25 protein-coding genes are annotated in these 26227 nt (G+C 65.1%); 19 read left to right on the top strand and 6 right to left on the bottom strand.

Annotation, left to right across the window (positions count from 1 at the left end; translation table 11 throughout):
* Positions 1-13: 13 nt before the first annotated feature.
* Both FBY20_RS03075 and FBY20_RS03070 read right to left on the bottom strand, forming a co-directional pair.
* Entirely contained in the window at positions 14-1390 is a 1377-nt protein-coding gene (locus FBY20_RS03075; protein ID WP_108006845.1) for a sensor histidine kinase, read from the bottom strand.
* Positions 1391-1502: 112 nt separating this feature from the next.
* On the bottom strand, positions 1503-2192 hold the full coding sequence (locus FBY20_RS03070; protein ID WP_056322537.1) for a response regulator transcription factor: 690 nt from the start codon (positions 2190-2192) through the stop codon (positions 1503-1505).
* Positions 2193-2465: 273 nt separating this feature from the next.
* Between FBY20_RS03070 and recA the strand changes: the two genes are divergently transcribed.
* Both recA and recX read left to right on the top strand, forming a co-directional pair.
* Positions 2466-3527, top strand: coding sequence for a recombinase RecA (recA, locus tag FBY20_RS03065; protein WP_056322539.1), 1062 nt, complete (start codon positions 2466-2468; stop codon positions 3525-3527).
* A 123-nt stretch (positions 3528-3650) separates the two neighbouring features.
* Positions 3651-4379 carry a recombination regulator RecX gene (gene recX / locus FBY20_RS03060; RefSeq protein ID WP_142049941.1) on the top strand — a complete coding sequence of 243 codons (729 nt, stop codon included), beginning with the start codon at positions 3651-3653 and terminating at the stop codon, positions 4377-4379.
* A gap of 97 nt (positions 4380-4476) precedes the next feature.
* On the opposite strand, the gene FBY20_RS03055 is transcribed toward recX, so the two are convergent.
* Positions 4477-5394, bottom strand: coding sequence for a LysR family transcriptional regulator (locus FBY20_RS03055; RefSeq protein ID WP_056322542.1), 918 nt, complete (start codon positions 5392-5394; stop codon positions 4477-4479).
* Between the two features lie 185 nt (positions 5395-5579).
* Here FBY20_RS03055 and metE point away from each other — a divergent pair, with 185 nt between their 5' ends.
* From metE to FBY20_RS02990, 14 genes are all read left to right on the top strand, one after another.
* A complete protein-coding gene (metE, locus tag FBY20_RS03050) occupies positions 5580-7877 on the top strand; it encodes a 5-methyltetrahydropteroyltriglutamate--homocysteine S-methyltransferase (protein ID WP_142049938.1) in 2298 nt (765 codons plus the stop codon).
* A gap of 308 nt (positions 7878-8185) precedes the next feature.
* A complete protein-coding gene (locus FBY20_RS03045) occupies positions 8186-8788 on the top strand; it encodes a DUF2889 domain-containing protein (RefSeq protein ID WP_056322544.1) in 603 nt (200 codons plus the stop codon).
* A 10-nt stretch (positions 8789-8798) separates the two neighbouring features.
* Positions 8799-9959, top strand: a complete 1161-nt coding sequence (sucC, locus tag FBY20_RS03040; protein WP_142049935.1) for an ADP-forming succinate--CoA ligase subunit beta — start codon at positions 8799-8801, stop codon at positions 9957-9959.
* 21 nt (positions 9960-9980) lie between these two features.
* Entirely contained in the window at positions 9981-10862 is an 882-nt protein-coding gene (sucD, locus tag FBY20_RS03035) for a succinate--CoA ligase subunit alpha (RefSeq protein ID WP_056322550.1), read from the top strand.
* Between the two features lie 263 nt (positions 10863-11125).
* Positions 11126-11824 carry a TerC family protein gene (locus tag FBY20_RS03030; protein ID WP_142049932.1) on the top strand — a complete coding sequence of 233 codons (699 nt, stop codon included), beginning with the start codon at positions 11126-11128 and terminating at the stop codon, positions 11822-11824.
* A gap of 114 nt (positions 11825-11938) precedes the next feature.
* Positions 11939-12658 carry a TerC family protein gene (locus tag FBY20_RS03025; RefSeq protein WP_056322555.1) on the top strand — a complete coding sequence of 240 codons (720 nt, stop codon included), beginning with the start codon at positions 11939-11941 and terminating at the stop codon, positions 12656-12658.
* Positions 12645-12767, top strand: coding sequence for a hypothetical protein (locus FBY20_RS27890; RefSeq protein ID WP_255357201.1), 123 nt, complete (start codon positions 12645-12647; stop codon positions 12765-12767). The genes FBY20_RS03025 and FBY20_RS27890 overlap by 14 nt, the downstream gene beginning before the upstream one ends.
* A gap of 9 nt (positions 12768-12776) precedes the next feature.
* Complete coding sequence (gene hemC, locus FBY20_RS03020; protein WP_056322558.1) at positions 12777-13721, top strand: hydroxymethylbilane synthase; 945 nt, start codon at positions 12777-12779, stop codon at positions 13719-13721.
* A complete protein-coding gene (locus FBY20_RS03015; protein WP_142049929.1) occupies positions 13721-14539 on the top strand; it encodes a uroporphyrinogen-III synthase in 819 nt (272 codons plus the stop codon). The genes hemC and FBY20_RS03015 overlap by 1 nt, the downstream gene beginning before the upstream one ends.
* Positions 14540-14576: 37 nt before the next feature.
* Positions 14577-15767, top strand: a complete 1191-nt coding sequence (locus tag FBY20_RS03010) for a uroporphyrinogen-III C-methyltransferase (RefSeq protein ID WP_142049926.1) — start codon at positions 14577-14579, stop codon at positions 15765-15767.
* Positions 15768-15771: 4 nt separating this feature from the next.
* Positions 15772-17385: a heme biosynthesis HemY N-terminal domain-containing protein gene (locus FBY20_RS03005; RefSeq protein WP_142049923.1), complete on the top strand. Its 1614-nt coding sequence runs from the start codon at positions 15772-15774 to the stop codon at positions 17383-17385.
* Positions 17386-17414: 29 nt separating this feature from the next.
* Positions 17415-17945 carry an inorganic diphosphatase gene (gene ppa, locus FBY20_RS03000; RefSeq protein WP_056322566.1) on the top strand — a complete coding sequence of 177 codons (531 nt, stop codon included), beginning with the start codon at positions 17415-17417 and terminating at the stop codon, positions 17943-17945.
* A gap of 289 nt (positions 17946-18234) precedes the next feature.
* The gene (locus tag FBY20_RS02995) at positions 18235-18930 is read left to right on the top strand and encodes a fumarylacetoacetate hydrolase family protein (protein ID WP_128827800.1); all 696 of its coding nucleotides are present in this window, start codon (positions 18235-18237) and stop codon (positions 18928-18930) included.
* Between the two features lie 38 nt (positions 18931-18968).
* Complete coding sequence (locus FBY20_RS02990; RefSeq protein WP_008164311.1) at positions 18969-19100, top strand: entericidin A/B family lipoprotein; 132 nt, start codon at positions 18969-18971, stop codon at positions 19098-19100.
* A 72-nt stretch (positions 19101-19172) separates the two neighbouring features.
* Here the strand turns inward: FBY20_RS02990 and FBY20_RS02985 are convergent, their stop codons facing one another.
* From FBY20_RS02985 to FBY20_RS02975, 3 genes are read right to left on the bottom strand one after another with little or no spacing between them, the layout of a single operon-like run.
* Positions 19173-20873, bottom strand: a complete 1701-nt coding sequence (locus tag FBY20_RS02985) for a PhoH family protein (protein ID WP_056322570.1) — start codon at positions 20871-20873, stop codon at positions 19173-19175.
* Positions 20874-20928: 55 nt separating this feature from the next.
* Complete coding sequence (locus FBY20_RS02980; protein WP_062838474.1) at positions 20929-21393, bottom strand: peroxiredoxin; 465 nt, start codon at positions 21391-21393, stop codon at positions 20929-20931.
* Positions 21393-21851 carry an Mth938-like domain-containing protein gene (locus FBY20_RS02975; RefSeq protein ID WP_142055794.1) on the bottom strand — a complete coding sequence of 153 codons (459 nt, stop codon included), beginning with the start codon at positions 21849-21851 and terminating at the stop codon, positions 21393-21395. Before FBY20_RS02975 ends, FBY20_RS02980 begins: the two co-directional genes overlap by 1 nt.
* Before the next feature lie 233 nt (positions 21852-22084).
* On the opposite strand from FBY20_RS02975, the gene alaC reads away from it, so the two are divergent.
* The 3 genes from alaC (at position 22085) to thrC (ending at position 26190) form a co-directional block, all read left to right on the top strand.
* Positions 22085-23272, top strand: coding sequence for an alanine transaminase (gene alaC, locus FBY20_RS02970; protein ID WP_056322579.1), 1188 nt, complete (start codon positions 22085-22087; stop codon positions 23270-23272).
* Between the two features lie 169 nt (positions 23273-23441).
* Entirely contained in the window at positions 23442-24746 is a 1305-nt protein-coding gene (locus FBY20_RS02965; RefSeq protein ID WP_056322581.1) for a homoserine dehydrogenase, read from the top strand.
* 34 nt (positions 24747-24780) lie between these two features.
* Positions 24781-26190: a threonine synthase gene (gene thrC, locus FBY20_RS02960; RefSeq protein WP_142049920.1), complete on the top strand. Its 1410-nt coding sequence runs from the start codon at positions 24781-24783 to the stop codon at positions 26188-26190.
* The last annotated feature ends 37 nt before the right edge of the window (positions 26191-26227 follow it).

Genomic DNA, 26227 nt, shown 5'->3' with positions numbered 1-26227 from the left:
CTAGGGATAGTCCTTAGCTTTCGGCGGGCTCGGGCGGGGGCGTGTAGAGGGGAAAAGCGACGCGGATGCGGGTGCCGGGCAGGTCGGAGTGTTCGGTGGGATGGTCGCTGATCACGACGCTGGCCTGATGCTTCTGCGTGATCTCGCGCACGATGGCCAGGCCCAGGCCGCTGCCGTCCGAGGACGTGCCCAGCACGCGGTAGAAGCGGTCGAACACGCGCTCGCGTTCTTCGGGCGCAATGCCCGGTCCCGAGTCCTCGACCTCCAGGAGCCCCTCGCCGTCCGCCTGCAGCACGCGCACGGTGATATGCCCGCCGCGAGGGGTGTAGCGCAGGGCGTTGTCCACCAGGTTGTTCAGCAGTTCGGCCAGCAGCAGCGGGTTGCCGTTGATTTCGACGGGCGTGTCCGACCCCTCGAAACCGAGATCCGTGTTCAGCGACAGTGCGAGCGGCACCCAGTGCATCGTCTGCTCGTAGGCGATGGCGTTGATGTCGGTGCGGGTCAGGCCGATGGCGCTGGGGTTTTCGGCGCGTGCCAGCAGCAGCAGCTGATTGACGAGCCGGGTCGCCCGTTCCGAGCCGGTGACCAGTTGCCGGAGGCTGGACTGCATTTCCTCGGGGCTGGCGTCGCGCAGCGCCAGTTCCGCCTGCGTGCGCAGTCCCGCAAGCGGGGTCTTCAATTGATGCGCGGCGTCGGCCACGAAGCGGCGCTGCGCCTGCACGTTGGCGGACAGCCGGTCCAGCAGGTCGTTCATGGCCGCGACCAGCGGCGCGATCTCGGAAGGCGCGGCGCGCTCGTCAATCGGCGAAAGATCGTCGGGGCGGCGGGCGCGCAGGCGCTGCTGCAGCGCATTCAACGGCGCCACGCCGCGCGACAGCCCGAACCAGACGAGCAGCACGGCAATCGGCAGCACCACGAACTGCGGGATGATGACGCCCTTGATGATGTCGTTGGCCAATTGCGTGCGCTTCTCGACGGTCTCGGCCACGATGAGAAGCGCCGGCTGCGTGCCCGGCAGATGCAGGTCGACCCAGGTGAACGCCAGCCGGATGCCAAAGCCGCGCAGCGTGTCGTCCTCGTATTGGACCTCGCCGGGGCGGGGCTGTCCCACGGTGGTGGGCAGCGGCAGCGCGCGGTCGCCGCCCAGGTATTCGCCCCGGCTGCCCAGCGCCAGCCAGAACACGCTATCCGTCTCGTCGGCGCGCAGCACGTCGCGCGCGGCGTCGGTCATCTTCAGCACCGCGCGGCCGTCCTGCGCGTGGACCTGGCGCGTCAAGACGTGCAGGTTGTTGGCCAGCGCGCGGTCGTACGGCACGTTGGCGATGTTCTGCGCGACCACATAGGTGATCGCGACGCTCATGGGCCACAGCAGGAACAGCGGCGCCAGCATCCAGTCCAGGATTTCGCCCAGCAGCGAACGTTGGGGCGGCGCAAAGCTCGGGCCCTTGGACCCGGCTTGCATGATATCCAGGGCTTCCTGGTTGAGCGGCTCTGGTGAGGGCTCAGCTTGCGAGGTACGCCGCACCCTGGTCCCGCTCAAGACAGTAGCCAAGGCCGCGCACGGTGACGATCTTCACGCCGCTGGGCTCGAGCTTTTTGCGCAGGCGATGCACGTAGACCTCGATGGCGTTGGTGCTGACCTCCTCGCCCCATTCGCACAGATGGTCGACCAGTTGGGTCTTGCTGACCATGCGTCCGCTGCGCGTCAGCAGGATTTCGAGCAGGCTGACCTCGCGGGCCGACAGATCCAGCGTCTGGTCGTCCACGATGGCGACACGGCCGGTCTGGTCAAAGAGCAGCTTGCCGTGCTTGATCATCGTGCCGCCGCCGCCCGCGCCACGCCGCGTCAGCGCGCGCACGCGGGCTTCGAGTTCGGACAGCGCGAAGGGCTTGGCCATGTAGTCGTCCGCGCCCAGGTCCAGGCCCTTGACGCGCTGCTCGATGCTGTCGGCGGCGGTCAGGATGAGGACGGGCAGGGCGGAGTTGCGGGCACGCAGGCGGCGCAGCACTTCCAGGCCGGCCAGTTGCGGCAGCCCGAGATCGAGGATGAGCAGGTCGAAGGCCTGGGCGGCCAGCGCGGAATCGGCGGCAAGCCCGTCGCGCACGGCATCCACTGCATAGCCGTTGTGGCGCAACGAGCGGGACAGGCCATCGGCCAGGATGCTGTCGTCTTCGGCGATCAGGATACGCATGGGCTGCTGCTAGGAAGATACACGCCGGCCCGGGGGACGGAGAAAGGCGAAAATACCGGGATCGCTCCGGATTCTGTCATACGGCGCCGGGCTTGCCACTCAGGGTATACGTGCAAAAGATTGGCACACTGGTTTTTTGTACAGTACAATCCGATGCCATAATCTGATCCGTAGCTCAAGGCTCCACGTCAGGCCGTAGGGCAGGCATCAAGCCCGGCCAGCTCAGACCCGCAGTTTTTCCGACTTCCAGATACGTTACAGACAGGACTCCTCATGGACGACAAAACCACCAAGGCCGCCGCTTCGGAAAAGGCCAAGGCGCTCGCCGCAGCGCTTTCGCAGATCGAAAAGCAGTTCGGCAAGGGCTCGATCATGCGCTACGGCGACAACGAGGTCTCGCACGACATCCAGGTGGTTTCCACGGGTTCGCTCGGTCTGGATATCGCGCTGGGCGTCGGCGGCTTGCCGCGCGGCCGTGTCGTCGAAATCTACGGTCCGGAATCGTCGGGCAAGACCACCCTCACGCTGCAGGTCGTCGCCGAAATGCAAAAGCTGGGCGGCACCTGCGCCTTCGTCGACGCGGAACACGCACTGGATGTCCAATACGCGTCCAAGCTGGGCGTCAACCTGGCCGACCTGCTGATCTCGCAGCCGGACACGGGCGAGCAGGCGCTGGAAATCACCGACGCGCTTGTGCGCTCGGGTTCGGTCGACCTGATCGTCGTCGACTCGGTGGCCGCGCTGGTGCCCAAGGCCGAAATCGAAGGCGAAATGGGCGATTCGCTGCCCGGCCTGCAGGCCCGCCTGATGAGCCAGGCGCTGCGCAAGCTGACCGCCACCATCAAGAAGACCAACTGCATGGTCATCTTCATCAACCAGATCCGGATGAAGATCGGCGTCATGTTCGGCAACCCCGAAACCACCACCGGCGGCAACGCGCTCAAGTTCTACGCGTCCGTGCGCCTGGATATCCGCCGCATCGGTTCCATCAAGAAGGGCGACGAGGTCGTCGGCAACGAAACCCGCGTCAAGGTCGTCAAGAACAAGGTTGCGCCGCCGTTCAAGCAGGCCGAGTTCGACATCATGTATGGCGCCGGCATCTCGCGCGAAGGCGAAATCATCGACCTGGGCGTGGCCGCCAACGTCGTCGACAAGTCGGGCGCCTGGTACAGCTACAACGGCAACCGCATCGGTCAGGGCAAGGACAACGTGCGCGAATACCTGAAAGAGCACAAGGACATGGCCATCGAAATCGAAAACCGCGTCCGCGAAAACCAGGGCATCGTCAGCCGCGCCGCTGAATTCGTGCCCACGGCGGAAGACACCGCCGAATAATCCCGGGCATTCGGCAGGGCTCGCCGCAGTTCAGGCAAGTCCCATCGCCGGCCCGGTTGGGCTGGGAAACTGCGGCAGGCGCCAAGATGGGCCTGCCGTTTTGTTTAGCAAGCAGGAAAGCGCATGAGCTGGAAATCGACTCCCGCGTCCGCCGAGCGCCAACGCGCCCGGTTGGATGACGAATTCGAAACGGTCGCCAAGCCGCAAGGCTTGCGGCGCACGTCCGATGCGCGGGGGGTCCGCGAAGCTGCAGCGTCCGACGATTCGGCAGATGGCGCCGAATCCTCCGGCCTGTGGCAGCGCAGTTCCGAACAGCGCACTTCCGATCGCCGCGGCGCCGCGCGCGGCCGGCGTGCCGACACCGCCGCCAGCGCCGACGAGGCGTCAACGTCCGACGGCAAGCAGGCGCGCAAGGGACCGTCACTGAAGATGCGGGCAGTGGGGTATCTGTCGCGGCGCGAGCACGCGCGCGAAGAACTGGCGCGCAAGCTGGCTGCTTATGCCGAAGATGCGGCCGAGGTCGAATCCGTACTGGACGCGCTTGAGAAAGAGGGCTGGCTGTCCACCGAACGCTTTGCCCAAAGCCTGGTTCATCGGCGCGCCTCGCGGCAGGGGGCGGCGCGCATCGTGCAGGAATTGCGCCAGCATGGCGTGGACGACAACCAGGTCGCGGAACTGCGCGAACAGCTTCGCGCCACCGAATACGACCGGGCGCTTGAGGTCTGGAAAAAGCGCTTCAGCGCCAAGCCCGAAGATCGCGCGGTCTACGCAAAGCAAGCGCGCTTTCTGGCCAGCCGGGGTTTTGCGCACGACGTCATCCGGCGCATCCTCGGCGAGGGCGACGAAGACTGAGGCCCGGCGGCGTGGTTTTCCACGGGCGTCTACCCAGCTGGCGCCGCTGCGGCCGTCGTTGTTCCTTACGGTTTCACTTCGGTTTTCACTTCGGTCTTCACTTCGCCGACTTGATGCCCGACAGCGTCTTGAAGCAGACGTCGCGGGTAATGGTCAGAAACTCGTCGATATACGAGGCGTCCGTGTCCTCGCTGCGCACGGTCGCATACAGCGTGCGCCACACGCCTTGCGGGCCCAGGCGGCAAAGCCGCAGCCATCCCTGATTCATGTATTCCGTCAGCGCCCAGTTCGGCAGGGCCGCCACGCCCCGATTGCTGGCCACCAGTTGCGCAATGATCGGCGTGAGTTCCGCCTTGCGGACCGCGGCGGGCTCCACGTCGGCCGGGTCCAGAAAGGCCGTGAAGACGTCCAGCCGCTGCTTGTCCACCGGATAGGTGATCAGCGTCTGGTCCGCCAACTGTTCCGGCAGGATAAATTTGCTGCCGGCGAGCGGGTTGGATTCGGACACGGCCAGCACCAGCTCATATTTGAATAGCGGCAGGTACTCCACCGCATCCAGCGGCTGCGGGTCTGACGTGATGACCAGGTCCAGGTCGCCGCGCACCAGCGCGGGCAGGGGAGCGAACGAGAACGCCGCGGACAGGTCCAGCGCCACATCGGGCCATTGGACGCGGAAGGCGTCCAGCGCCGGCATGAGCCACTGAAAACAGGAATGACAGTCGATCGCCAGGTGCAGCCGGCCTGTGCGCCCGGCCGCCAGCCGCTGCAGGTCGCGTTCCGTGGCGCGGATGCGCGGCAGGACCTCATCGGCCAGCGCCAGCACCCGCAGCCCTGCCGTGGTCAGCCGGGCCGGCCGCGTGCGCCGATTCAGCAGAGGCGTGCCCAGGCGGGTTTCGAGATCCCGCAGCTGATGCGACAGCGCGGATTGCGTCAGGTGCAGGCGTTCTGCGGCTTCCTGAAGGCTGCCGCCATCCCGGATGGCGGTCAGAGTTTCGAGGTGGCGGATTTCTAGCATTGAGGGCGGCTGAGAGGGTCGGGATCCGGGGGCGGGATCCAGGCGCCGAACCCCGGCGGGTCGGCTTGACTCCGTATTCTATGAGGTTTCCTCATCTTATGAATGCGTACATTGATTTTGATTCATTTTGATTTGGCCTCAGAATGATCGCCACTTGAACAAATTTTGTGGATGGCGGCTACAACATGACTACGATTCATAATTTGGGTTTCCCCCGCATTGGCGCCCAGCGTGAACTCAAGCGGGCGGTCGAGGCCTATTGGGCCGGCAAGCAGACCGCCGACGCCCTGGAAGACACGGGCCGTGAACTGCGCGCCCGCCATTGGCGCCTTCAGGCCGCGGCCGGCCTGAAGTTCGTGCCGGTGGGCGACTTTGCCTGGTACGACCAGATCCTGGAATGGACAACGCTGCTGGGCGCAGTGCCGGCGCGCTTCGGCCAGAAGGACAGCGAGCCGGTGTCCTTGGACACGCTCTTTCGCATGGGCCGCGGCCGCGCGCCGTCGGGCAAGCCCGCCGCTGCCTGCGAAATGACCAAGTGGTTCGATACCAACTACCACTACATCGTCCCGGAACTGGTACCCGGCCAGACCTTCCGCATTGCCCGCGAAAGCCTGTTCGACCAGGTCAGGGAAGCCCAGGCGCTGGGTCTTGAGGTCAAGCCTGTCATCCCCGGCCCGCTGACCTGGCTGTTCCTGGGCAAGGGCGACGCCTTTGCCGGCGGCGCCGCCGATGCCGGGAAACTGCAGCTTCTGGCAGCGCTGCTGCCGGTCTATGAAGAGGTGCTGGCGCGGTTTGCCAAGCTGGGCGTCGAGTGGGTGCAGATCGATGAGCCCATCCTGGCGCTCGACCTGCCGCAAGCCTGGCGCGATGCCTTCAAGCAGGCTTATGCCACGTTGTCCGCCAGCGCGGTCAAAGTGCTGGTCGCCACCTACTTCGACGGTCTGAAGGACAACCTCTCGACGGCGCAGGCCCTGCCGGTGGCCGGCCTGCACGTGGACCTGGTGCGTGCTCCCGAACAATTGGCCGACGTGGTGGCGGGCCTGAACGACGGGCAGGTCTTGTCCGCCGGCATCATCAACGGCCGCAACATCTGGCGCACCGATCTCGATGCCGCCATTGCGACGTTGGCCCCGCTTGCGCGCCAGCTTGGCGACCGACTGTGGCTGGCGCCATCGTGCTCGCTGCTGCACGTGCCCGTCGACCTGGAAAACGAAACCGAACTGGACGCCGAACTCAAGAGCTGGCTGTCCTTTGCCGCCCAGAAGCTCGACGAGCTGAGCCTGGTGGGCCGCGCGCTGAGCAGCGCCACGGACCCCACGGTGCAGCAGGGGCTGGCCAGCCAACGCGCGGCGCTGGCCGCGCGCCGCGCCTCGGTGCGCATCCACAACCCGGCCGTGGCCGAGCGCATGGCCGCAGCAAAGGGCATGTCGCGCGACCGGGCGCCGTTTGCAGGCCGCATCGCGCGCCAGCAGGAGCAGCTGGGACTACCCGCCTATCCCACCACCACGATCGGCTCGTTCCCGCAGACGGCCGAAATCCGCACGCTGCGCCGCGACTGGAAGGCGGGCGCCCTGACGGATTCCGCGTACGAAGCCGCCATCCGCAAGGAGATCGAAGAAGTCATCCGCTTCCAGGAAAAGGTGGGCCTGGACGTCCTGGTGCACGGCGAGCCCGAGCGCAACGACATGGTCGAGTACTTCGGGGAGCTGCTGGCCGGCTTTGCCTTCACGAAAAACGGCTGGGTGCAAAGCTATGGATCGCGCTGCGTGAAGCCGCCGATCATTTTTGGCGACGTGGCCCGTCCCGCGCCCATGACGGTAGGCTGGTCGTCCTACGCCCAGTCGCTGACCGACAAGCCGGTCAAAGGCATGCTGACCGGTCCGGTCACCATCCTGCAGTGGTCGTTCGTGCGCGACGACCAGCCGCGTGAAGCCACCTGCCGCCAGTTGGCGCTGGCGCTGCGCGACGAAGTCGTGGACCTGGAAGCGGCCGGCATCAATGTCATCCAGATCGATGAGCCGGCCATCCGCGAAGGCCTGCCGTTGCGCCGCGCCGATTGGCAGGCATACCTGGACTGGGCCGTGGACTGCTTCCGCCTGTCGACCGCCGGCGTGCGCGAGGAGACGCAGATCCACACGCATATGTGCTATTCGGAATTCAACGACATCATCGAATCGATTGCCGCCATGGACGCCGATGTGATCACGATCGAAACGTCGCGTTCCAATATGGAGCTGCTCAAGGCGTTCGAGGACTTCCGGTACCCGAACGACATCGGCCCCGGCGTGTACGACATCCACTCGCCCAACGTGCCCGAGGTCGACTGGATGGTCGACCTGATGAACAAGGCCGCCGCCCGCCTGCCCAAGGAACGCCTGTGGGTCAATCCCGACTGCGGCCTGAAGACGCGCGCCTGGCCGGAAACAGAGGCCGCGCTGATCGGCATGGTCCAGGCGGCGCGCGCGCTGCGCGAGGCGGCCTGACGGCCGGTGGCGTTCCCAGCGCACGCGCGCCGGGCCTCCTGCATTTCCAACCCGGCCGCGCGCCCCGCGCGCGCCGGTTTTTTGCTTGCTGCAGACGCCATTTCCAGCCCCACGCCGAGCCGCGCGGCGAAACCAGCAGGGGCCGCGTGGAAGGAGGGAAGTCACGGCGGCGCGGTCAGCTGACCGGACAGCGGGGCATCCGCCGCCCAATTAATACGATTGCGCGAATGCCGCCTGCGCTATACTTTGAAGGTTTTGTTGCCGCGCACCATACGCGCAGGCCATCTTTGCCCCGCAGGCCCCCTCGCATGCCCTTGCCACCGCCGGATTGTCCTCGCCAACCGCTGCATACGCGTTCCATACGTGTGCAGTCGTACGCGCGCGATGACGGCAACTGGGACCTGGAAGCCGAGCTGATCGACGTGAAAGCGTACGATTTTCCGAAGCGCGACGGCGAGATGTTCAAGGCCGGGCAGCCCATCCACCATATGCACCTGCGCATCACCATCGACGAGGAATTCTCGATCGTGGCGGCTCAGGCCGTCTATGATGCGGCGCCTTATGGCGAGCATTGCAAGGCCATCGAGCCGGCGTACACTGACCTGATCGGCATGAACCTGCTCAAGGGGTTCCGCCGCCAGGTCAAAGAGCGGTTCGGGCATGTGGAGGGCTGTACGCACATGACCGAACTGTCGCAGGTGCTTCCCACCGCGGCGGTCCAGACCATGGCCAACCGCCGGCGGCAGGAACCCAACCCGAACCGGCGTCCATTCCAACTGGACGGCTGCCATGCGCTCAGCACTGGCGGCCCTGTGGTGGCTGAGCATTATCCCGAGTGGTACACCGGGGGTAGCGCTGAGGCATCGGCCGAGTCGTCCTCCGATTCACCTTCTTTTTCTCATACGTCCTGACAGGTAACACATGAAAATCCACGAGTATCAAGGCAAGGAACTGCTGAAGCAATTTGGCGTCCCCGTGCCGCGCGGGATCCCCGCTCTTTCCGTCGACGAGGCCGTGGCTGCCGCTGAAAAGCTGGGTGGACCGGTTTGGGTCGTCAAGGCACAAATCCACGCGGGTGGCCGCGGCAAGGGCGGCGGCGTCAAGCTGGCCCGCTCGCTGGACGAAGTCCGCAAGCTGGCATCCGAAATCCTGGGCATGCAGCTGATCACGCATCAGACCGGCCCCGAAGGCCAGAAGGTCCGCCGCCTGTACATCGAAGACGGCGCCGACATCCAGAAGGAATACTACGTTTCGCTGGTCACCGACCGCGCCACGCAGAATGTCGCTTTCATCGCTTCCAGCGAAGGCGGCATGGACATCGAGGAAGTGGCCCACTCCACGCCCGAAAAGATCATCACCGAATACATCGACCCGCTGGTTGGCCTTTCCGCCGAGCAAGCCACCAAGATCGCCAACGCGATCGGCCTGCCCGCCGACTCGACCGCCCAGGCCGTTGACGTGTTCCAGAAGCTCTACAAGTGCTACATGGACACCGACGCCTCCCTGGTCGAAATCAACCCCCTGAACCGCGACAGCAAGGGCAACATCATCGCCCTGGACGCCAAGTTCAACTTCGACTCCAACGCCCTGTTCCGTCATCCGGAAATCGTCGCCTACCGCGACCTGGACGAAGAAGATCCCGCTGAAATCGAAGCCAGCAAGTTCGACCTCGCGTACATCCAGCTCGATGGCAACATCGGCTGCCTGGTGAACGGCGCCGGTCTGGCCATGGCCACGATGGACACCATCAAGCTGTTCGGCGGCGAGCCGGCCAACTTCCTGGACGTCGGCGGCGGCGCCACGGCCGAGAAGGTCACGGAAGCCTTCAAGATCATGCTGGCCAACAAGAGCGTCAAGGCGATCCTGGTCAACATCTTCGGCGGCATCATGCGCTGCGACGTGATCGCCGAAGGCGTGATCACCGCTTGCAAGGCCGTCAACCTGAACGTGCCGCTGGTCGTGCGCATGAAGGGCACCAACGAAGAACTCGGCAAGAAGATGCTGGCCGACTCCGGCCTGCCGATCATCAGCGCCGACACGATGGCCGAAGCTGCCACCCGCGTCGTAGCCGCCGTCAAGTAAAGCAAAAATCAAGGATTCACAATGTCGATTCTGATCAACAAGGACACCAAGGTCATCACCCAGGGCATCACGGGCAAGACGGGCCAGTTCCACACCCGCATGTGCCGTGAGTACGCCAATGGCAAGGCCGCCTTCGTGGCCGGCGTGAACCCCAAGAAGGCGGGTGAAGATTTCGAAGGCGTGCCGATCTTCGCGTCGGTCAAGGACGCCAAGGCCGACACCGGCGCCACCGTCTCGGTCATCTACGTGCCGCCCGCCGGCGCCGCTGCCGCCATCTGGGAAGCCGTCGAAGCCGAACTGGATCTGGTGATCTGCATTACCGAAGGCATCCCGGTCCGCGACATGCTCGAAGTCAAGAACCGCATGAAGGCCAAGGGCAGCAAGACGCTGCTGCTGGGCCCGAACTGCCCCGGCCTGATCACCCCGGACGAAATCAAGATCGGCATCATGCCCGGTCACATCCACCGCAAGGGCCGCATCGGCATCGTCAGCCGCTCGGGCACCCTGACGTACGAAGCCGTGGCGCAAGTCACCGAACTGGGCCTGGGCCAATCCAGCGCTGTCGGTATCGGTGGCGACCCCATCAACGGCCTGAAGCACGTCGACGTGCTCAAGCTGTTCAATGACGATCCCGACACCGACGCCGTCATCATGATCGGCGAAATCGGCGGCCCGGACGAAGTCAACGCCGCGCAGTGGGCCAAGGACAACATGAAGAAGCCGGTCGTCGGCTTCATCGCTGGCGTCACCGCCCCTCCCGGAAAGCGCATGGGCCACGCCGGCGCGCTGATCTCCGGCGGCGCCGACACGGCCGATGCCAAGCTGGAAGTCATGGAAGCCTGCGGCATCCGCACCACGCGCAACCCCTCCGAAATGGGCAAGCTGCTCAAGTCGGTGCTGTAAGTTTCAGCAACGTGCGATAAAAAGCCCGCTTCGGCGGGTTTTTTTTGCGCCGGGTTTTTGAGGCTTTCTTAGGGAAATCCCGCGTCCAGGAAGCGGCCGGGTCAATCATACGGAAAGCTGAACGAAACTATAATGAAAGAAATTTTGCGCGTACCAGCAAGAATGCCGTCGGGCTCGCACCAAGACGGTCAGTACGTTTTTGCGTTCAATTCATCCATTAATTTGGTTTTGTCCTAGGGGGATCACACCTAGGAAAGAGAGGCATGGAACTCAGTTCAGCGGCATTCTGGATCGCGTTGCTCCAGATCATTTGGGTCAACATTCTGCTATCGGGCGACAACGCCGTGGTTATTGCGCTGGCAGCGCGCTCGTTGCCTCCGGCACAACAGAAAAAAGCGATCGTGGTCGGTTCCGCCGCTGCGATCATCATGCGTATCGTACTGACGCTCGTCGCGGCCAAGCTGTTGTTGCTGCCGTGGCTCAAGCTGATCGGCGCGCTGCTCCTGGTCTACATCGGTGTCACCTTGCTGCTGCCCGAAGGCGAAGAAGACGGTGCCGGCAAGTCGCATGGCAACCTGTTGGCCGCCATCCGCACCATCATGATCGCCGACCTGGTCATGAGCCTGGACAACGTGGTGGCCGTCGCTGCCGCGGCGATGGGCGACACGACGTTGCTGGTGCTCGGCCTGGCCATCAGTATTCCGCTGGTCATTTTTGGCAGCACGCTGCTCTTGAAGGTCATCGAACGCTTCCCGCTCATCGTCTGGGTTGGGGCGGCGCTGTTGGGTTTCATCGCAGGCGAGCTGCTGGTGGGCGACCCGGCGTTGCAAGAGCCGGTGGCGCGTATCGATGCCGCATTGGGCGTTACTCAGCACAGCTTCGCACTGATGTCGGGCGCGCTGGGCGCGGTGCTGGTGCTGCTGATTGGTAAAGTTTTGCTTGCGCGTCGGAAAGCTGACTGAAAGCTGAACTACAATAATATGTTTTTCTAAATAAACCTGCCGCGCGAAGGCGCGCGGCAGGGCGGCCGGGCCGGGACCGGCCATTCTTTTCATAAATGCCTTCGGGGGTTCAAAGTGCTTGAGTTTTTTCAGACGCTGAGTTGGGCAGCGGTATTTCAGATCATCCTTATCGACATCCTGCTCGGCGGCGACAACGCTGTCGTGATCGCGCTGGCGTGTCGCAACCTGGCGCCCAAGCAACGGATGCAAGGCATTTTGTGGGGCACCGCAGGGGCAATCATTCTGCGCGTCGTGCTGATCGCCTTCGCAATGCAGCTTCTGAACATCCCGTTCCTGAAGGTCGTGGGCGCGCTGCTGCTCGTCTGGATCGGCGTCAAGCTTCTGGTTCCCGAAGACGATGCGCATGGCGACATCAAGGGCGGCACATCCATCGTCGCCGCGATCAAGACCATCATCATTGCTGACTTCGTGATGAGCCTGGACAACGTGATCGCCATCGCCGGCGCCGCGCAAAATGCGCATGCCGACCATCAGCTGGGTCTGGTCATTTTTGGCCTGGTCGTCAGTGTGCCGATCATCATCTGGGGCAGCACGCTGGTGCTCAAGCTCATCGACCGCTATCCGCTGGTCGTCACCTTCGGCGCGGGCCTGCTGGGCTGGATCGCTGGCGGCATGCTGGTCACCGACGTTATTGTCGAGCGTCAATTTGGCGTTCAGCCGACTACGGTTAAAATCGCCGCTGAAATCATTGGCGCCTTGCTCGTTGTTGTCCTTGGACGGTGGCTTGCAAGCCGCAAGAACGCTTCCAAGGAATCAGCACATGAGTCTGCGTAGATCCACCGATCCCCAGCAATCCGAATCGGGCCTGAGCCTTCTTCAGGGTCTGTTCGTGCTGGCCATCCTCGGGGTAGTCGCGACGATCATCGTCTCCAACTTCGTTTGATGGCGTCACGTGTCTCTACCGCAACGTCTGGTCATTGCGACCCGCGCCAGCCGGCTTGCCCTGTGGCAAGCCGAGCATGTGCGCGATCGGCTGCGCACGCTGTACCCAGCGTGCGCAGTTGAACTTCTTACCCTGACAACCCGAGGCGACCAGATCCTCGACCGCACGCTGTCCAAGGTGGGCGGCAAGGGTCTGTTCGTCAAGGAACTCGAAAACGCGCTGCTCGACGGCCGTGCCGATCTCGCCGTCCACTCCCTCAAGGACGTGCCGGTGGATCTGCAGGCGCCGTTTGAGCTTTGCGCCGTCCTCGATCGCGCGGATCCGCGCGATGCCTTCGTGTCCAACCGTTATGCCTCGCTGGCGGACCTGCCCGCGGGCGCCGTGGTCGGCACGTCCAGCCTGCGCCGCGAGTCCCAGATCCGTTCCCGGTTTCCCGCCCTGGTGGTCAAGCCCCTGCGCGGCAATCTGGATACGCGCCTCTCCAAGCTCGACAAGGGCGACTACGACGCCATCGTCCTGGCCGCCGCCGGCCTGGACCGTCTTGGCATGGGCGAGCGCATCCGCAGCCTGCTCGACCCCGCCGACAGCCTGCCGGCGGCCGGGCAGGGCGCCCTCGGCATCGAAATCCGTGACGACCGCGACGACATGCGCGCGTGGCTGGCTCCGCTGGTCAGTGCAGACACGACCGCTTGCGTGCTCGCCGAGCGCGCGGTGTCGCGCAAGCTGGGCGGCTCCTGCCAGGTGCCCCTGGCCGCCTTTGCCCAGCTTGCCGGCGACACGCTGTCGCTGCGCGCGCTGGTGGCCTCGCCCGACGGCACCCGTGTCGTTCATGCCACGCACAGCGGTCCCATGACCGAAGCCGAAGCCATCGGCGAAGCCGCCGCCTCCGAACTCCTGGAGGCGGGTGCAGAGACGATTCTTCGCGAACTGCTGCAAAACCCCGGGTCCGACTGATGGACCCGGCGTTTGCAGCCGCCGACGGGCCGCGCATCGCCATCCTGACGCGGCCCGCAGGGCGCAATGAAGCGCTGGCCGGCCGCCTGCAGGGCGCCGGTTGGCAACCGTGCATCCTGCCCGCACTTGAAATCCACCCCCTGTCTGTCGCTGCCGAAGACCTGCCCCGGCCGTCGGCCTACGACCTCGTCGTGTTCGTCAGCGGCAATGCCGCGCGCCAATACCTGGATCAGCTCGCGCGCGCCGATGGCGCCGCGGACTGGCCTGCGGGCGTCGCGGTCGCCACGGTCGGGCCCGCCAGTGCCCAGGCGCTGCGCGAGACCGGCCGTTTTGGCGTGAATACAACAGTTCTGCATCCGGACGAGTCGGCCCCCAGCCATGATTCCGAGGCGCTTTGGCGCGTGCTTGCTGCCCAGCCTCAGTTGCCCGCGCGCGTACTGGTGGTGCGGGGCACGCAGGGGCGGGACTGGCTCGGCGATACGTTCGAAGCGCATGGTGCGCACGTGACGCGCCACGCGGCCTACCGTCGGCAACCGGCTGGCTGGACCGCGGAACAGCTTGCCACCCTCAGGCGATGGGCCGATGCAGGCGTCACCGCCACCTGGCTGGTCACCAGCGGAGAGGGCGTCGACGCCATTTATGGTCAGCTCAGCGCCGCGGGTCTGACCGGGTGGTGGCGGCGCTGCCGCTTCGTCGCCACGCACCCCTCGCTGGTTGGCCGCCTGCCGCAGCCTCGCATTGGCGCGTCCGAGCCGGCGATGGTAAAAATCTGCGTGCCCAACGACGAGTCGATATTCCAGGCTTTTGTTGCTGCTTGATTCGTTGGTTCGGACTGACACCGAATACAATCGCGTCATGACAGATAAGACTCCCGCTACCGATTCGGCCGTTCATCCGGCCGCCCCGGACGCAAGCGCGTCCGCATCGGCCCCGGCCGACTCCGTCAAGGCCCGTCCGGCCAAGCGCGGCAGTGGTCCTTTGGCCACCGCGCTGATAATCGTCATCCTGTTGGCCGTGGGCCTGGGATATGCGTTGTGGAAGCAACGCACCCAGTTCGTCTCCGCGGGCCGCGAAGTGGCAACGCGCCTGGATACGCTCAGCGCCGATGTGGCGCAAGCCCGCAAGGACACCCGCGAAGCGCTTGCCCTCGCGCAGGCGCAGACCGGCCGCGTCGCCGAACTCGAAGACACGCTGCGCGAAACGCAAAGCCAATACAACGCCTTGCAACAGGCTTGGCAGAACTTCAACGACAGCGCCAGCGACGAACTGTTGGCCAATGACGTCGAACGCCTGCTGACCATCGCCAATCAGCAATTGCGCCTGGCCGGCAACGTCTCCAACGCCATCGTCGCCCTGGAAACCGCGCAATCGCGCCTGGCGCGTGCCGACCGCCCGCGGTTCTCCAGCCTGCAGCAATCCATCAATGGCGACCTGGACCGCCTGCGTGCCGTGTCCACCGTCGACATCCCCGCGCAATCGGGCCGTATCGAACGCCTGGTCGCGCTGATCGGCAAGGCGCCGCTGCTGGTGCCGGACACCGTGTCGCCGGGCGTGTCCCCGGTCGGTCAAGCCCAACCACCCGCGCCGGCCCCCACGATCGATCCGCAGGCCGACCTGCCCGCCGATGCGCCCTGGTGGCAGCGCTGGCGCGCCGAAGTGGCCTCGTGGCCTGGCCGCGCGGGCTCCGCGCTGGCTCACGAACTTGGCGGTCTCATCACCATCCAGCGCGTGGACGAACCGGCCGCGCTGCTGTTGTCGCCCGAACAGGCCGATCAGGTGCGCGGCACGCTGCGCCAGCGCCTGTTGACCGCGCAGCTCGCGATGCTGATGCGCCAGCCCTCGGTCTGGAAGAGCGAACTCGACAACGTCGGCACCACGCTTTCCAAGTACTTCGATGGCCGCTCGCCTGACACCGTCGCCGCGCAGACGCTTGCGCGCGAACTGGCCCAGACCGACATCGCCGTGCGCATGCCGGATGTGGCGGACAGCCTGAACGCCGTGGCGGCCCTGCGCGCCGCCGGCTTCAAGACCAGCGACCAGGACTGAACCCATGCGTACCTGGTTCTGGACCCTGCTGCTCGCCGTCGTCGCCGTCGCCCTGGCGGTGGTCCTGCGCTCGCACGCGGGCAACGTGCTGCTTCTGGTGTGGCCATGGCGCATCGAGATGTCGCTGACGCTCGCCGTCCTGCTCATCGTTGCCACCTTCATCATCCTGTACGTGGGCCTGCGGCTTCTGGCCTGGCTGCTCGCCATTCCCGATCGCGTCCGGGCCTGGCGCGGCAAGCGCGCGCAGGCGCGCGACCACGAATTGCTCGAACGCGGCTGGATCGGCCTGCTTGAAGGCCGCTACGCCCACGCCGAAAAAGACCTGACCAAGCTTCTGGACCAGACCAAGGTCCGCACGCGGCGCGTGCTGGCAGCCCTGTCGGCTGCACGTGCCGCGCATGGCCTGGGCCAATTCGACCGGCGCGACCGTCTGCTGGCCAACGCGCAAGAGCAGGCCGGCACCGAGCCCGGCCTCATTGAAGCCACCGCCACCGTCTCGGCCGACATGCTGCTCGATCAGGGCCGCGCTGAACGCGCACTGACCGTGCTGGGCCCGCTGGCCGACGGCGGCGCCCGTCATTTGCACACCATGCGCCTGCTGCTGCGGGCGCACACGGCCCTGAATCATCAGGAACAGGTTTTCACGCTGGCGCGCGGACTGTCGCGCCGCAATGCGCTGGGCCGACCCGAAGCCGACGTCCTGATCGATGCCGCGGGCGCCGCGCGCTTGCGTGCCGCCGCGGCCAACGATGCCTGGCGTCCCATCTGGAAAGACCTCAAGGCCGAAGAGCGCCTGCTCCCGGAAATCGCCCTGGCGGGTGCCGCGGCATTCGAAGCCGCCGGCGAGCCCAACGAAGCGGCGCGCGTCCTGGAATCGGCCATCGCGGTCAAGTTCAATCCCGCCCTGGTGGCGGCCTACGCCCGCTGCGAAGCCGACCAGGTGTCGCGGCGCCTGGCCAAGGCCGAGACCTGGCTGCATCAACGCCCGACCGATCCCGACCTCCTGACCGCCCTGGGCATGCTGTGCCTGAATGGCCAGCTCTGGGGGCAGGCCGAACGCTACCTCTTGCGCAGCCTGGCCCGCCGCAGCGATGCGCAGACGCACGCGCTGCTGGGCAGTCTGTACGATCGTCTGGACCGGCCGGTCGATGCCGTGCGCCACTGGCGCCTGGCCACGGCCGCCAGCATGGCGTTGCCGGTGCTGGCCTCGGATGCGGCGCTTCCCGCTGCGGACACCGGCTCGGACCCGTATCGCGTGGATGCCGAAGGCGGCTATGCCGTCGGCCTGTCGGACACGGACAGCGATGCGGACACCGGTGGCGATTACCCGGCCTTGCCGCCGGCTGCCGCATCGGCGTCGGACTACGTACTGGATCCGGATGCCCGCGCCAGCAAGGCGCAGCAAGACCGCGCCCTGGCGCCCGAAGACGCGCCGCTGGCTCGCGGAACGTCCGACATCGACGAATACTTCGACAGCGCGCCCATTCCTGCTGCGGCGTTCGACGAGCCCGTGCCCACGTATGCGCCGGCCCCTGCCGCGCCGGCCCCCAAGCCTGCGCCGCCCGCGGCGCCCGTGCCCACCACCAAGCCGCCGTTCAAGGACGACGGCTCGATTTGAATATCCTTTCAGACAAACAAGGTTGAACCATGAGTCTTGATCGCGTCTCCCCTGGCAAGAAGCTGCCGGAAGACTTCAACGTCATCATCGAAATCCCCATGAACGCCGACCCGGTAAAGTACGAGGTCGACAAGGATTCCGGTGCAATCTTCGTTGACCGCTTCATGCTGACGGCCATGCACTATCCGTGCAACTACGGCTACATCCCCCAGACCCTGTCCGAAGACGGCGACCCCGCCGACGTCCTGGTCCTGACCCCGTTCCCCATCCAGATCGGCGCCGTCGTGCGCTGCCGCGCCATCGGCGTGCTGGAAATGGACGACGAGTCGGGCGGCGACGCCAAGCTGCTGGCCGTGCCGATCGAAAAGCTGTACCCCCCGTACCGCAACATCAAGTCCTACGAGGATCTGCCCGCGGAAGACATCTCCCGCATCCAGCATTTCTTCGAGCACTACAAGGACCTGGAAAAGGGCAAGTGGGTCAAGGTCAAGGGCTGGAAGGGCGTGGACGCCGCTCACGAAGAAATCGTGCGCAGCGCCGAGCGTTACACCAAGGGCTGATCGGGCTACACGCCAGCCGGCATCTTGCCGGCCGGCGCCTACCGGCGGCGCGGCCGCGACGGCCCGTGGCCTGTCGCCGCCGCGCCGTTGTCTTGCAGGCGCCCGTTCCGTGCGGTCCTCGCATTGGCCGTAGAAAGGGCTACACTCGCGAGTGCTTTTTCAAACGCCCGGCCGCCCAACAACAACAACGCCCCATCGCGGGGGCACAGGGCATGCCAAGCGCGCGCGGCGTCGGGGTAACATTTTTCCCGGATATTCCGGTCACGTATTTGTCATAGGTTGATAGCTCATGGACTACGTTTTGCCTCCCCAGCCGCCCGTCGCGGTCCCCGTTGCCGGCAGCGCCGCGCTGTTCCCCGTGCGCCGCGTCTATTGCGTCGGCCGCAATTACGCCGAACATGCCAAGGAAATGGGTTTTACGGGCCGTGAAGATCCGTTCTTCTTCTGCAAGCCCGCTGACGCGGTGCTGTTCGTGGCCGACGGCGAAACCGGCAAGATGCCTTATCCGCCCAAGACTTCCAATCTGCACTACGAGATGGAGCTGGTCGTGGTGCTGGGCAAGGGCGGCCGCGATATCCCCGTCGACCAGGCCAACGAATGCGTGTGGGGCTATGCGCTGGGTCTGGACATGACCCGCCGCGACCTGCAAGGCGAAATGAAGAAGCAGGGCCGCCCCTGGGAAATCGGCAAGGCCTTCGACCAGTCGGCGCCGCTGGGCCCGATCCATCCGCGCAGCGTGGTCGGCACGCTCGACAAGGGCGCCATCTGGCTGGACGTCAACGGCGAGCGCAAGCAATCCAGCGACATTTCGCAGATGCTGTGGAATATTCCGGAAAGCATTTCGTATCTGTCGGGCCTGTTTGAACTGCAGCCCGGCGACATCATCTTCACCGGCACGCCCGAGGGCGTGGGCGCCGTGCGCCAAGGTGACGTGATCACTGGCGGCGTCGAAGGCCTGGGCGAACTGCGCGTGCAGATCGCCTGAGCACAGGCGCTTTCATTTTTTCATTTTGGAGTCACAGCATGCGCGGCAAGATTGTGCTGACTGCCTTTGTCGTGTTCGGCTTCGTGCTGGCCGGTTGCAATACCGTCGCCGGCATGGGCAAGGACATGTCCCGGGCAGGCAATGCCATCACCAACGCAGCCGACAAATAATCGGCGCGCGGTAGTGAAAAAAAGCCCCTTGAGCGATCAAGGGGCTTTTTGTTTGCCGTTGCTAGAACAAGCCTAGAGCACGTCGCCTGCGTAGTCGGCCAGGCGGGAGCGCTCGCCGCGTTGCAGCGTGACGTGGCCCGAGTGCGGCCAGCCCTTGAAGCGGTCGACCACAAAGGTCAGGCCCGAACTGCCTTCCGTCAGGTAGGGCGTGTCGATCTGCGCGATGTTGCCCAGGCAGATCACCTTCGTGCCAGGGCCCGCACGGGTCACCAGCGTCTTCATCTGCTTGGGCGTCAGGTTTTGCGCCTCGTCGATGATGAGGTACTTGTTCAGGAAGGTGCGGCCACGCATGAAGTTCAGGGATTTGACCTTGATGCGCGAGCGGATGAGGTCCATGGTGGCCGCGCGGCCCCAGTCCCCGTTGCCTTCGCCTTCGCCCATGTTCAGCACGTCGAGGTTGTCTTCCAGCGCGCCCATCCAGGGCAGCATCTTTTCCTCTTCGGTGCCGGGCAGGAAACCAATGTCTTCACCGACGGGCACCGTGACGCGCGTCATGATGATCTCGGTGTAGCGCTTGGTTTCCAGCACCTGCGTGATGCCCGCCGCCAGCGCCAGCAGCGTCTTGCCCGTGCCGGCCTGGCCCAGCAGCGACACGAAATCGCATTCCGGGTTCATCAGCAGGTTCATGGCGAAATTCTGCTCGCGATTGCGCGCCGTGATGCCCCAGACGTTGTTCTTGCCGTGGGTGTAGTCGCGCAGGGTGGCCAGCACCGCCATCTTGCCGCTGACTTCGCGCACTTGCGCGTACAGCGGCATCTGGCCTTCGAAGTAGACGAACTGATTGACCACGAATTGCGAGCACAGCGGGCCGTGGATGCGGTAGAAGGTGGTGCCGCCCTGTTGCCAGGATTCGACGTCCTTGCCGTGCTTGTTCCAGAAGTCTTCGGGCAACTGCATCACGCCCGAGTACATCAGGTCGGAGTCTTCGAGGACATGGTCGTTGAAGTAGTCTTCGGCGGCCATGCCCAGCGCGCGCGCCTTCAGGCGCATGTTGATGTCCTTGGACACCAGCACGACCTCGCGCTGCGGGTATTTTTCCTGCAGGGCGCGCACCACACCCAGGATCTGGTTGTCGGCCTTGCCCATCGGCAAGTCCGAGGGCAGGGTGCTGTGGATGGCCGTGGTCTGGAACATCAGGCGGCCCGTGGCATCCTTGTTGCCCAGCTTGGCCAGCTCAAGGCCTTCGTCCAGGTGCGTGGCGTCCTGCACCAGCGAATCGAGCGACCGGCTGACCTGACGCGCGTTGCGCGCGACTTCCGACATGCCCTTTTTCTGGTGGTCCAGTTCTTCCAGCGTCATCATCGGCAGGAAGATGTCGTGCTCTTCGAAGCGGAAGAGCGAACTGGGATCATGCAGCAGCACGTTCGTGTCCAGCACGAACAGCTTGCGAGGTTCATTCTGGGCGCGCGCCTTGCCGCGCTTGGCGGGGGCGGGCGCAGCCTTGGCCTGCTGGCGCGCCGGGGCGCGAGCGGCCGGCGCGGCGGGGGGCGGCGCCTGGTGAGCGGGCGACGGCGTGTGGGCCTTGCGTGCCGGCGCCGCCAGGCCTTCAAGTTCTGGCTGTACCAGCAGTTCGTCCTCGTCTTCGGCGAGGGCTGCCTGGGTGTTGGACCGCGCAGCGGCAGTCTTGGTGGTGCGGGCCTGCGCCCGGGCGGATTCGCCCGAGGGGAAGGTCAGGATGGCTGCGGGGCGGGTAGGCAACTTCGGAAGCGGCATATGCGTCACTCTCCTGTTTGGGCCGGCTATAGCGCCTGACGGGTTTCCTGTGCGGCTAACCGATGCTTTTGGCGGCTTGCAGGACTTCCTTGGCGTGGCCCGGGACCTTCACCCCGCGCCACTCCTGCACCAGCACGCCATAGGCGTCGATCAAGAAGGTGCTGCGTTCGATGCCGCGCACCTGCTTTCCATACATGTTCTTCTGCTTGATGACGCCGAACAGATTGCAGACGGTTTCGTCGGCGTCGGAGATGAGAGGGAAAGGAAGCTCGTACTTGGCCTTGAAATTCTCGTGCGACTTCAGCGAGTCGCGCGAGATGCCGATCACGATTGCGCTGGCCGATAGGAAGTCGGCGTGCAGATCGCGGAAATCCTGGCTTTCGGTGGTGCAGCCGGGCGTGTTGTCCTTGGGGTAGAAATACAGGATCACGGCCCGCCCCTGGCATTGCTCGAGGCTGATGGGGCCGATCGTGCTTTCGGCGGTGAACAACGGGGCGGGTTTGCCTATGCTCGGCGTCATTAATTCGTGGCTCCGTGGGGAGGGATGAGGGCGACGACCACGCGCCGGCCTTCAGCCATCAGGATGTTGTAGGTGCGCGAGGCAGCGTGGGTGTCCATGGTTTCAACGCCGATGCCGATCGCCAAAAGGGGACGCAGCACGTCGGGACGCAGGAACTGTTGCTTTCCGCCGGTGCCCACCAGCAGGACTTCGGGGGCGTTGGCCGGGCGGCTGGGCGCGGCTTCCGGGGCATCCAGAAAATCCAGGGGATTGCGGGCGGGCTCGGACAATCCGGCTGCCAGGAGCAAGAGGGAGGAGGTAATGTCGGCCGTCGACTCAACAGGCCAGATGGTCACTTCGCCTTCGGGGCCGAAAGCGACCGAAGAGGAAAAACGTACCTGGTTGACCTCGATGTAGCCATCGCCGTAGGCGGTGACAGTGTTTAGAGCGGCCGTCGCAGGATCGGTATGCAGCTTCAATAAAAACTCCGGCTTTACGTGCTTGATAATAGCGCATCGGACACGCTGCATGTTGCAACGTATCCACGGGGAAAAAGGGGCTTTTTTGCCCCATTTGCCGCCAAGGCGTCGTTGCGCTAGATTACAGGGTTTTGCTGCGCTGCAATCGTGAGCTGGCGCGGCTCAGAGCCCCTTTCCCCTTCGCGCGACCGCGCCCTGGTCTTTTTGCCTTTTCGCCCCTAAGGATTCCCATCATGAGGAAGTTCTCTCGCATCGAGCGTTTGCCCCCGTACGTTTTCAACATTACCGGCGAGCTCAAGATGGCGGCGCGTCGGCGTGGCGAAGACATCATCGACATGTCGATGGGCAATCCGGATGGGGCGACGCCCAAGCACATCGTCGACAAGATGGTGGAGGCGACCACGCGTCCCACCACCCACGGCTATTCGGTGTCCAAGGGCATCCCGCGCCTGCGCAAGGCGATCTGCGACTGGTACCAGCGCCGCTATGCGGTCGAGTTCGATCCGGACTCCGAGGCCATCGTCACCATCGGCTCCAAGGAAGGCCTGGCGCACCTGATGCTGGCCACGCTGGACCGCGGCGACACCGTGCTGGTGCCCAATCCCAGCTACCCGATCCACATCTACGGCGCCGTCATCGCGGGCGCCAACATCCGTTCCGTGCGCATGACGCCGGGCGTCGACTTCTTCGAGGAACTGGAACGCGCCGTGCGCGAATCCATCCCGAAACCCAAGATGATGGTGCTGGGCTTTCCCAGCAACCCGACCGCGCAGTGCGTGGACCTGTCGTTCTTCGAGCGCGTGGTGGCGCTTGCCAAGGAACACGACATTCTCGTCGTGCATGACCTGGCGTATGCCGACATCACGTTCGACGGTTATGTGGCGCCGTCCATCATGCAGGTGCCCGGCGCGCGCGACGTCGCCGTCGAGTTCTTCACGATGAGCAAGAGCTACAACATGGCCGGCTGGCGCATCGGCTACATGGTCGGCAACCGCGAGCTGGTCAACGCGCTGGCTCGCATCAAGAGCTATCACGACTACGGCACGTTTACGCCGATCCAGGTGGCGTCCATCGCCGCGCTGGACGGCCCGCAGGACTGCGTGAGCGAAATCGTGGCGCAATACCAGAGCCGCCGCGACGTGCTCGTGCGCGGCCTGCATGAAGCAGGTTGGAATGTGGAGATTCCCAAGGCGTCCATGTACATCTGGGCGCAGATCCCCGAACCCTACCGGGCGATGGGCTCTTTGGAATTTGCCAAGCGTGTCCTGTCGGATGCGAAAGTGGCCGTGTCCCCCGGGATCGGCTTCGGCGAGTATGGCGACGAATACGTGCGCTTCGCACTTATCGAAAACGAGCAGCGCACGCGTCAAGCGGTGCGCGGCATCAAAGATATGTTCCGCAAGGACGGATTGCTGAAGTGATGGACGCCCACCCCCGCAGCGCTGCGCGCTTCCCCCTCTGAGGGGGCATGCCTGCGGACCGGCGGAGCCGGATCCGCGGCATCGCGATCGGGTGGCAACAGCTTCATGCACAGGATTATGGAGAAGTGAAATGAATTCCCCTCAACGCCCGCCCGCAGAGGGCGGCGCGATGAAACCCATGAAGGTGGGTCTGCTTGGTCTTGGCGTGGTTGGCGGCGGCACGTGGACCGTGCTGTCCCGCAACGCCGAGGAAATCGCCCGCCGCGCTGGCCGCCGCATTGAAGTCACCCGCGCCGCCGTGCGCGACGTGGAAAAGGCGCGCGCCCGCGTGGGCGACTCCATCCTGGTCGACACCGATGTGCACGCGCTGGTGCGCGATCCCGACATCGACATCGTCGTGGAACTGATCGGCGGCGACACGCTGGCGCGCGAGCTGGTGCTCGAAGCCATCGCCAACGGCAAGCATGTGGTCACGGCCAACAAGGCCTTGCTGGCCAAGCATGGCAACGAGATCTTCGCCGCCGCGTCCGAACGCGGCGTGATGGTGAACTTCGAGGCCGCCGTCGCGGGCGGCATCCCTATCATCAAGGCGATCCGCGAAGGCCTGACTGCCAACCGCATCCAGTGGGTGGCCGGCATCATCAACGGCACCACCAATTTCATCCTGTCCGAAATGCGCTCGCGCGGGCTGCCGTTTGCTGACGTGCTGGCGGAAGCGCAGCGCCTGGGCTACGCCGAAGCCGACCCCACGTTCGACGTGGAAGGCGTGGACGCGGCGCACAAGCTGACGCTGCTGGCCTCGCTGGCATTCGGCGTGCCGGTGCAATTCGACCGCGCCCACATCGAAGGCATTTCGCAACTGGCCGCCGAAGACATCGAACACGCCGAGCGCCTGGGCTATCGCATCAAGCTGCTGGGCATCACCAAGCGCCGCCCCGACGGCATCGAGCTGCGCGTGCATCCGGCGCTGGTGCCGTCCGAGCGCCTGCTGGCCAATGTCGAAGGCGCGATGAACGCGGTGCTGGTCAAGGGCGACGCCGTCGGCCCGACGCTGTACTACGGGCAGGGCGCGGGCGAAGAGCCCACCGCCTCGGCCGTCGTGGCCGACCTGGTCGACGTGACGCGCCTGCACACCGCCGATCCGGGCAACCGCGTGCCGCACCTGGCCTTCCAGCCGGACGCCATGTCGGACACCCCGATCCTGCCGATCGAACAGGTCAGCACGTCGTACTACCTGCGTCTGCGCGTGGACGATCAGCCCGGCGTGCTGGCGGACATCGCCCGCATCCTGGCCGACCGCGGCATTTCCATCGGTTCGATGATCCAGCAGCCGTCGCACATCGGCGGCGCCGACATCATCTTCCTCACGCACGAAGCCGTCGAAGGCAACGTCAATCAGGCCATCGAGCGCATCGAGTCGCTGCCGTTCGTGCGGTCCAAGGTGACGCGCCTGCGCGTGGAGAACCTGACGTGATCGGGGGCGCCCGGTGCATCGTGGAGCAATTGACATGAAATACATCTCTACGCGCGGCGGCATGGCCCCGCTCGAATTCTCCGACATCCTGCTCGAAGGCCTGGCGCCCGACGGCGGGCTGGCGGTGCCGCAGACGCTGCCGCAGGTTTCCGCGGAAACGCTGGAATCGTGGCGCGGCCTGTCGTATGCCGATCTGGCCTTCGAAGTGCTGTCGTTGTTTGCCACGGACATCCCCTCGGACGACCTGCGCCGTCTGACCCGTGCCGCCTACACGCCGCAGATCTTCAACAGCGAGGACATCGTTCCGCTGCGTCCGCTCGATGGCGGGCTGTCGCTGCTGGGCCTGTCCGAAGGTCCCACGCTGGCGTTCAAGGACATGGCCATGCAGTTCCTGGGCCAGGTCTTTGAATACGTGCTCTCCAAGCGCGGCACCACGCTGAACATCGTGGGCGCCACCTCCGGCGACACGGGCTCGGCCGCTGAATACGCGCTGCGCGGCAAGAAGGGCGTGGCGGTGTTCATGCTGTCGCCCCACGGCCGCATGAGCGCCTTCCAGCGCGCGCAGATGTACTCGCTGCAAGACGAGAACATCCACAACATCGCCGTGCGCGGGGTCTTCGACGAAGCGCAGGACATCGTCAAGGCGCTAGCCGGCGATCTGGCCTTCAAGACGAAGTACCGTCTGGGCGCCGTCAATTCGATCAACTGGGCCCGTATCGCCGCCCAGGTCGTCTACTACTTCCATGGCTGGCTGCGCGCCACCGAGCGCGCGGAACAAGAAGTGTCGTTCGCCGTGCCGTCGGGCAATTTCGGCAACATCCTGTCGGGCCACATCGCCCGCAGCATGGGTTTGCCCATCCGCCGCCTCGTGCTTGCCACGAACGAGAACAACGTGCTGGAGGAGTTCTTCCGCACCGGCGTGTATCGTCCGCGCGCGGCTGCGCAGACGTACGCCACGTCCAGCCCCTCGATGGACATTTCGCGCGCGTCGAACTTCGAGCGCTTCGTGTTCGACCTGACGGGCCGCGACACCGACCGCGTGAAGGAATTGTGGACGACGATGGCTCGCGACGGCGCGTTCGATCTGTCGGACATGAAGGACCAGTTCGAGTCGCGTTATGGCTTCGTGTCGGGCGCCAGCTCGCATACGGATCGCCTGGCCACGATCCGCGCCGTCTACGACGCCACCGGCGTGCTGGTCGACCCGCACACCGCCGACGGCGTGAAGGTCGCGCGCGAATTTGTCGAGCCGGGCGTTCCCATGCTCGTGCTGGAAACCGCGCTGCCGGCCAAGTTCTCCGAGACCATCGAGGAAGCGCTTGGCCGTCCGGCCACGCCGCCGGGCAACCTCGCAGACCTGGAATCGCTGCCGCAACGCGTCGAAGTCATGGACTGCAGCGAGGCCGCCGTACGTCGTTTCATCGAGACACACGCCAAGGTGTAAGCACGATTGCCGCTTGTGTACGGTTGCAACCCCTCCC

The organism is Achromobacter sp. SLBN-14 (genome assembly GCF_006715415.1).
Taxonomy (GTDB): Bacteria; Pseudomonadota; Gammaproteobacteria; order Burkholderiales; family Burkholderiaceae_B; genus Achromobacter; species Achromobacter mucicolens.
This window is presented reverse-complemented; position numbering and strand designations above follow the sequence as displayed.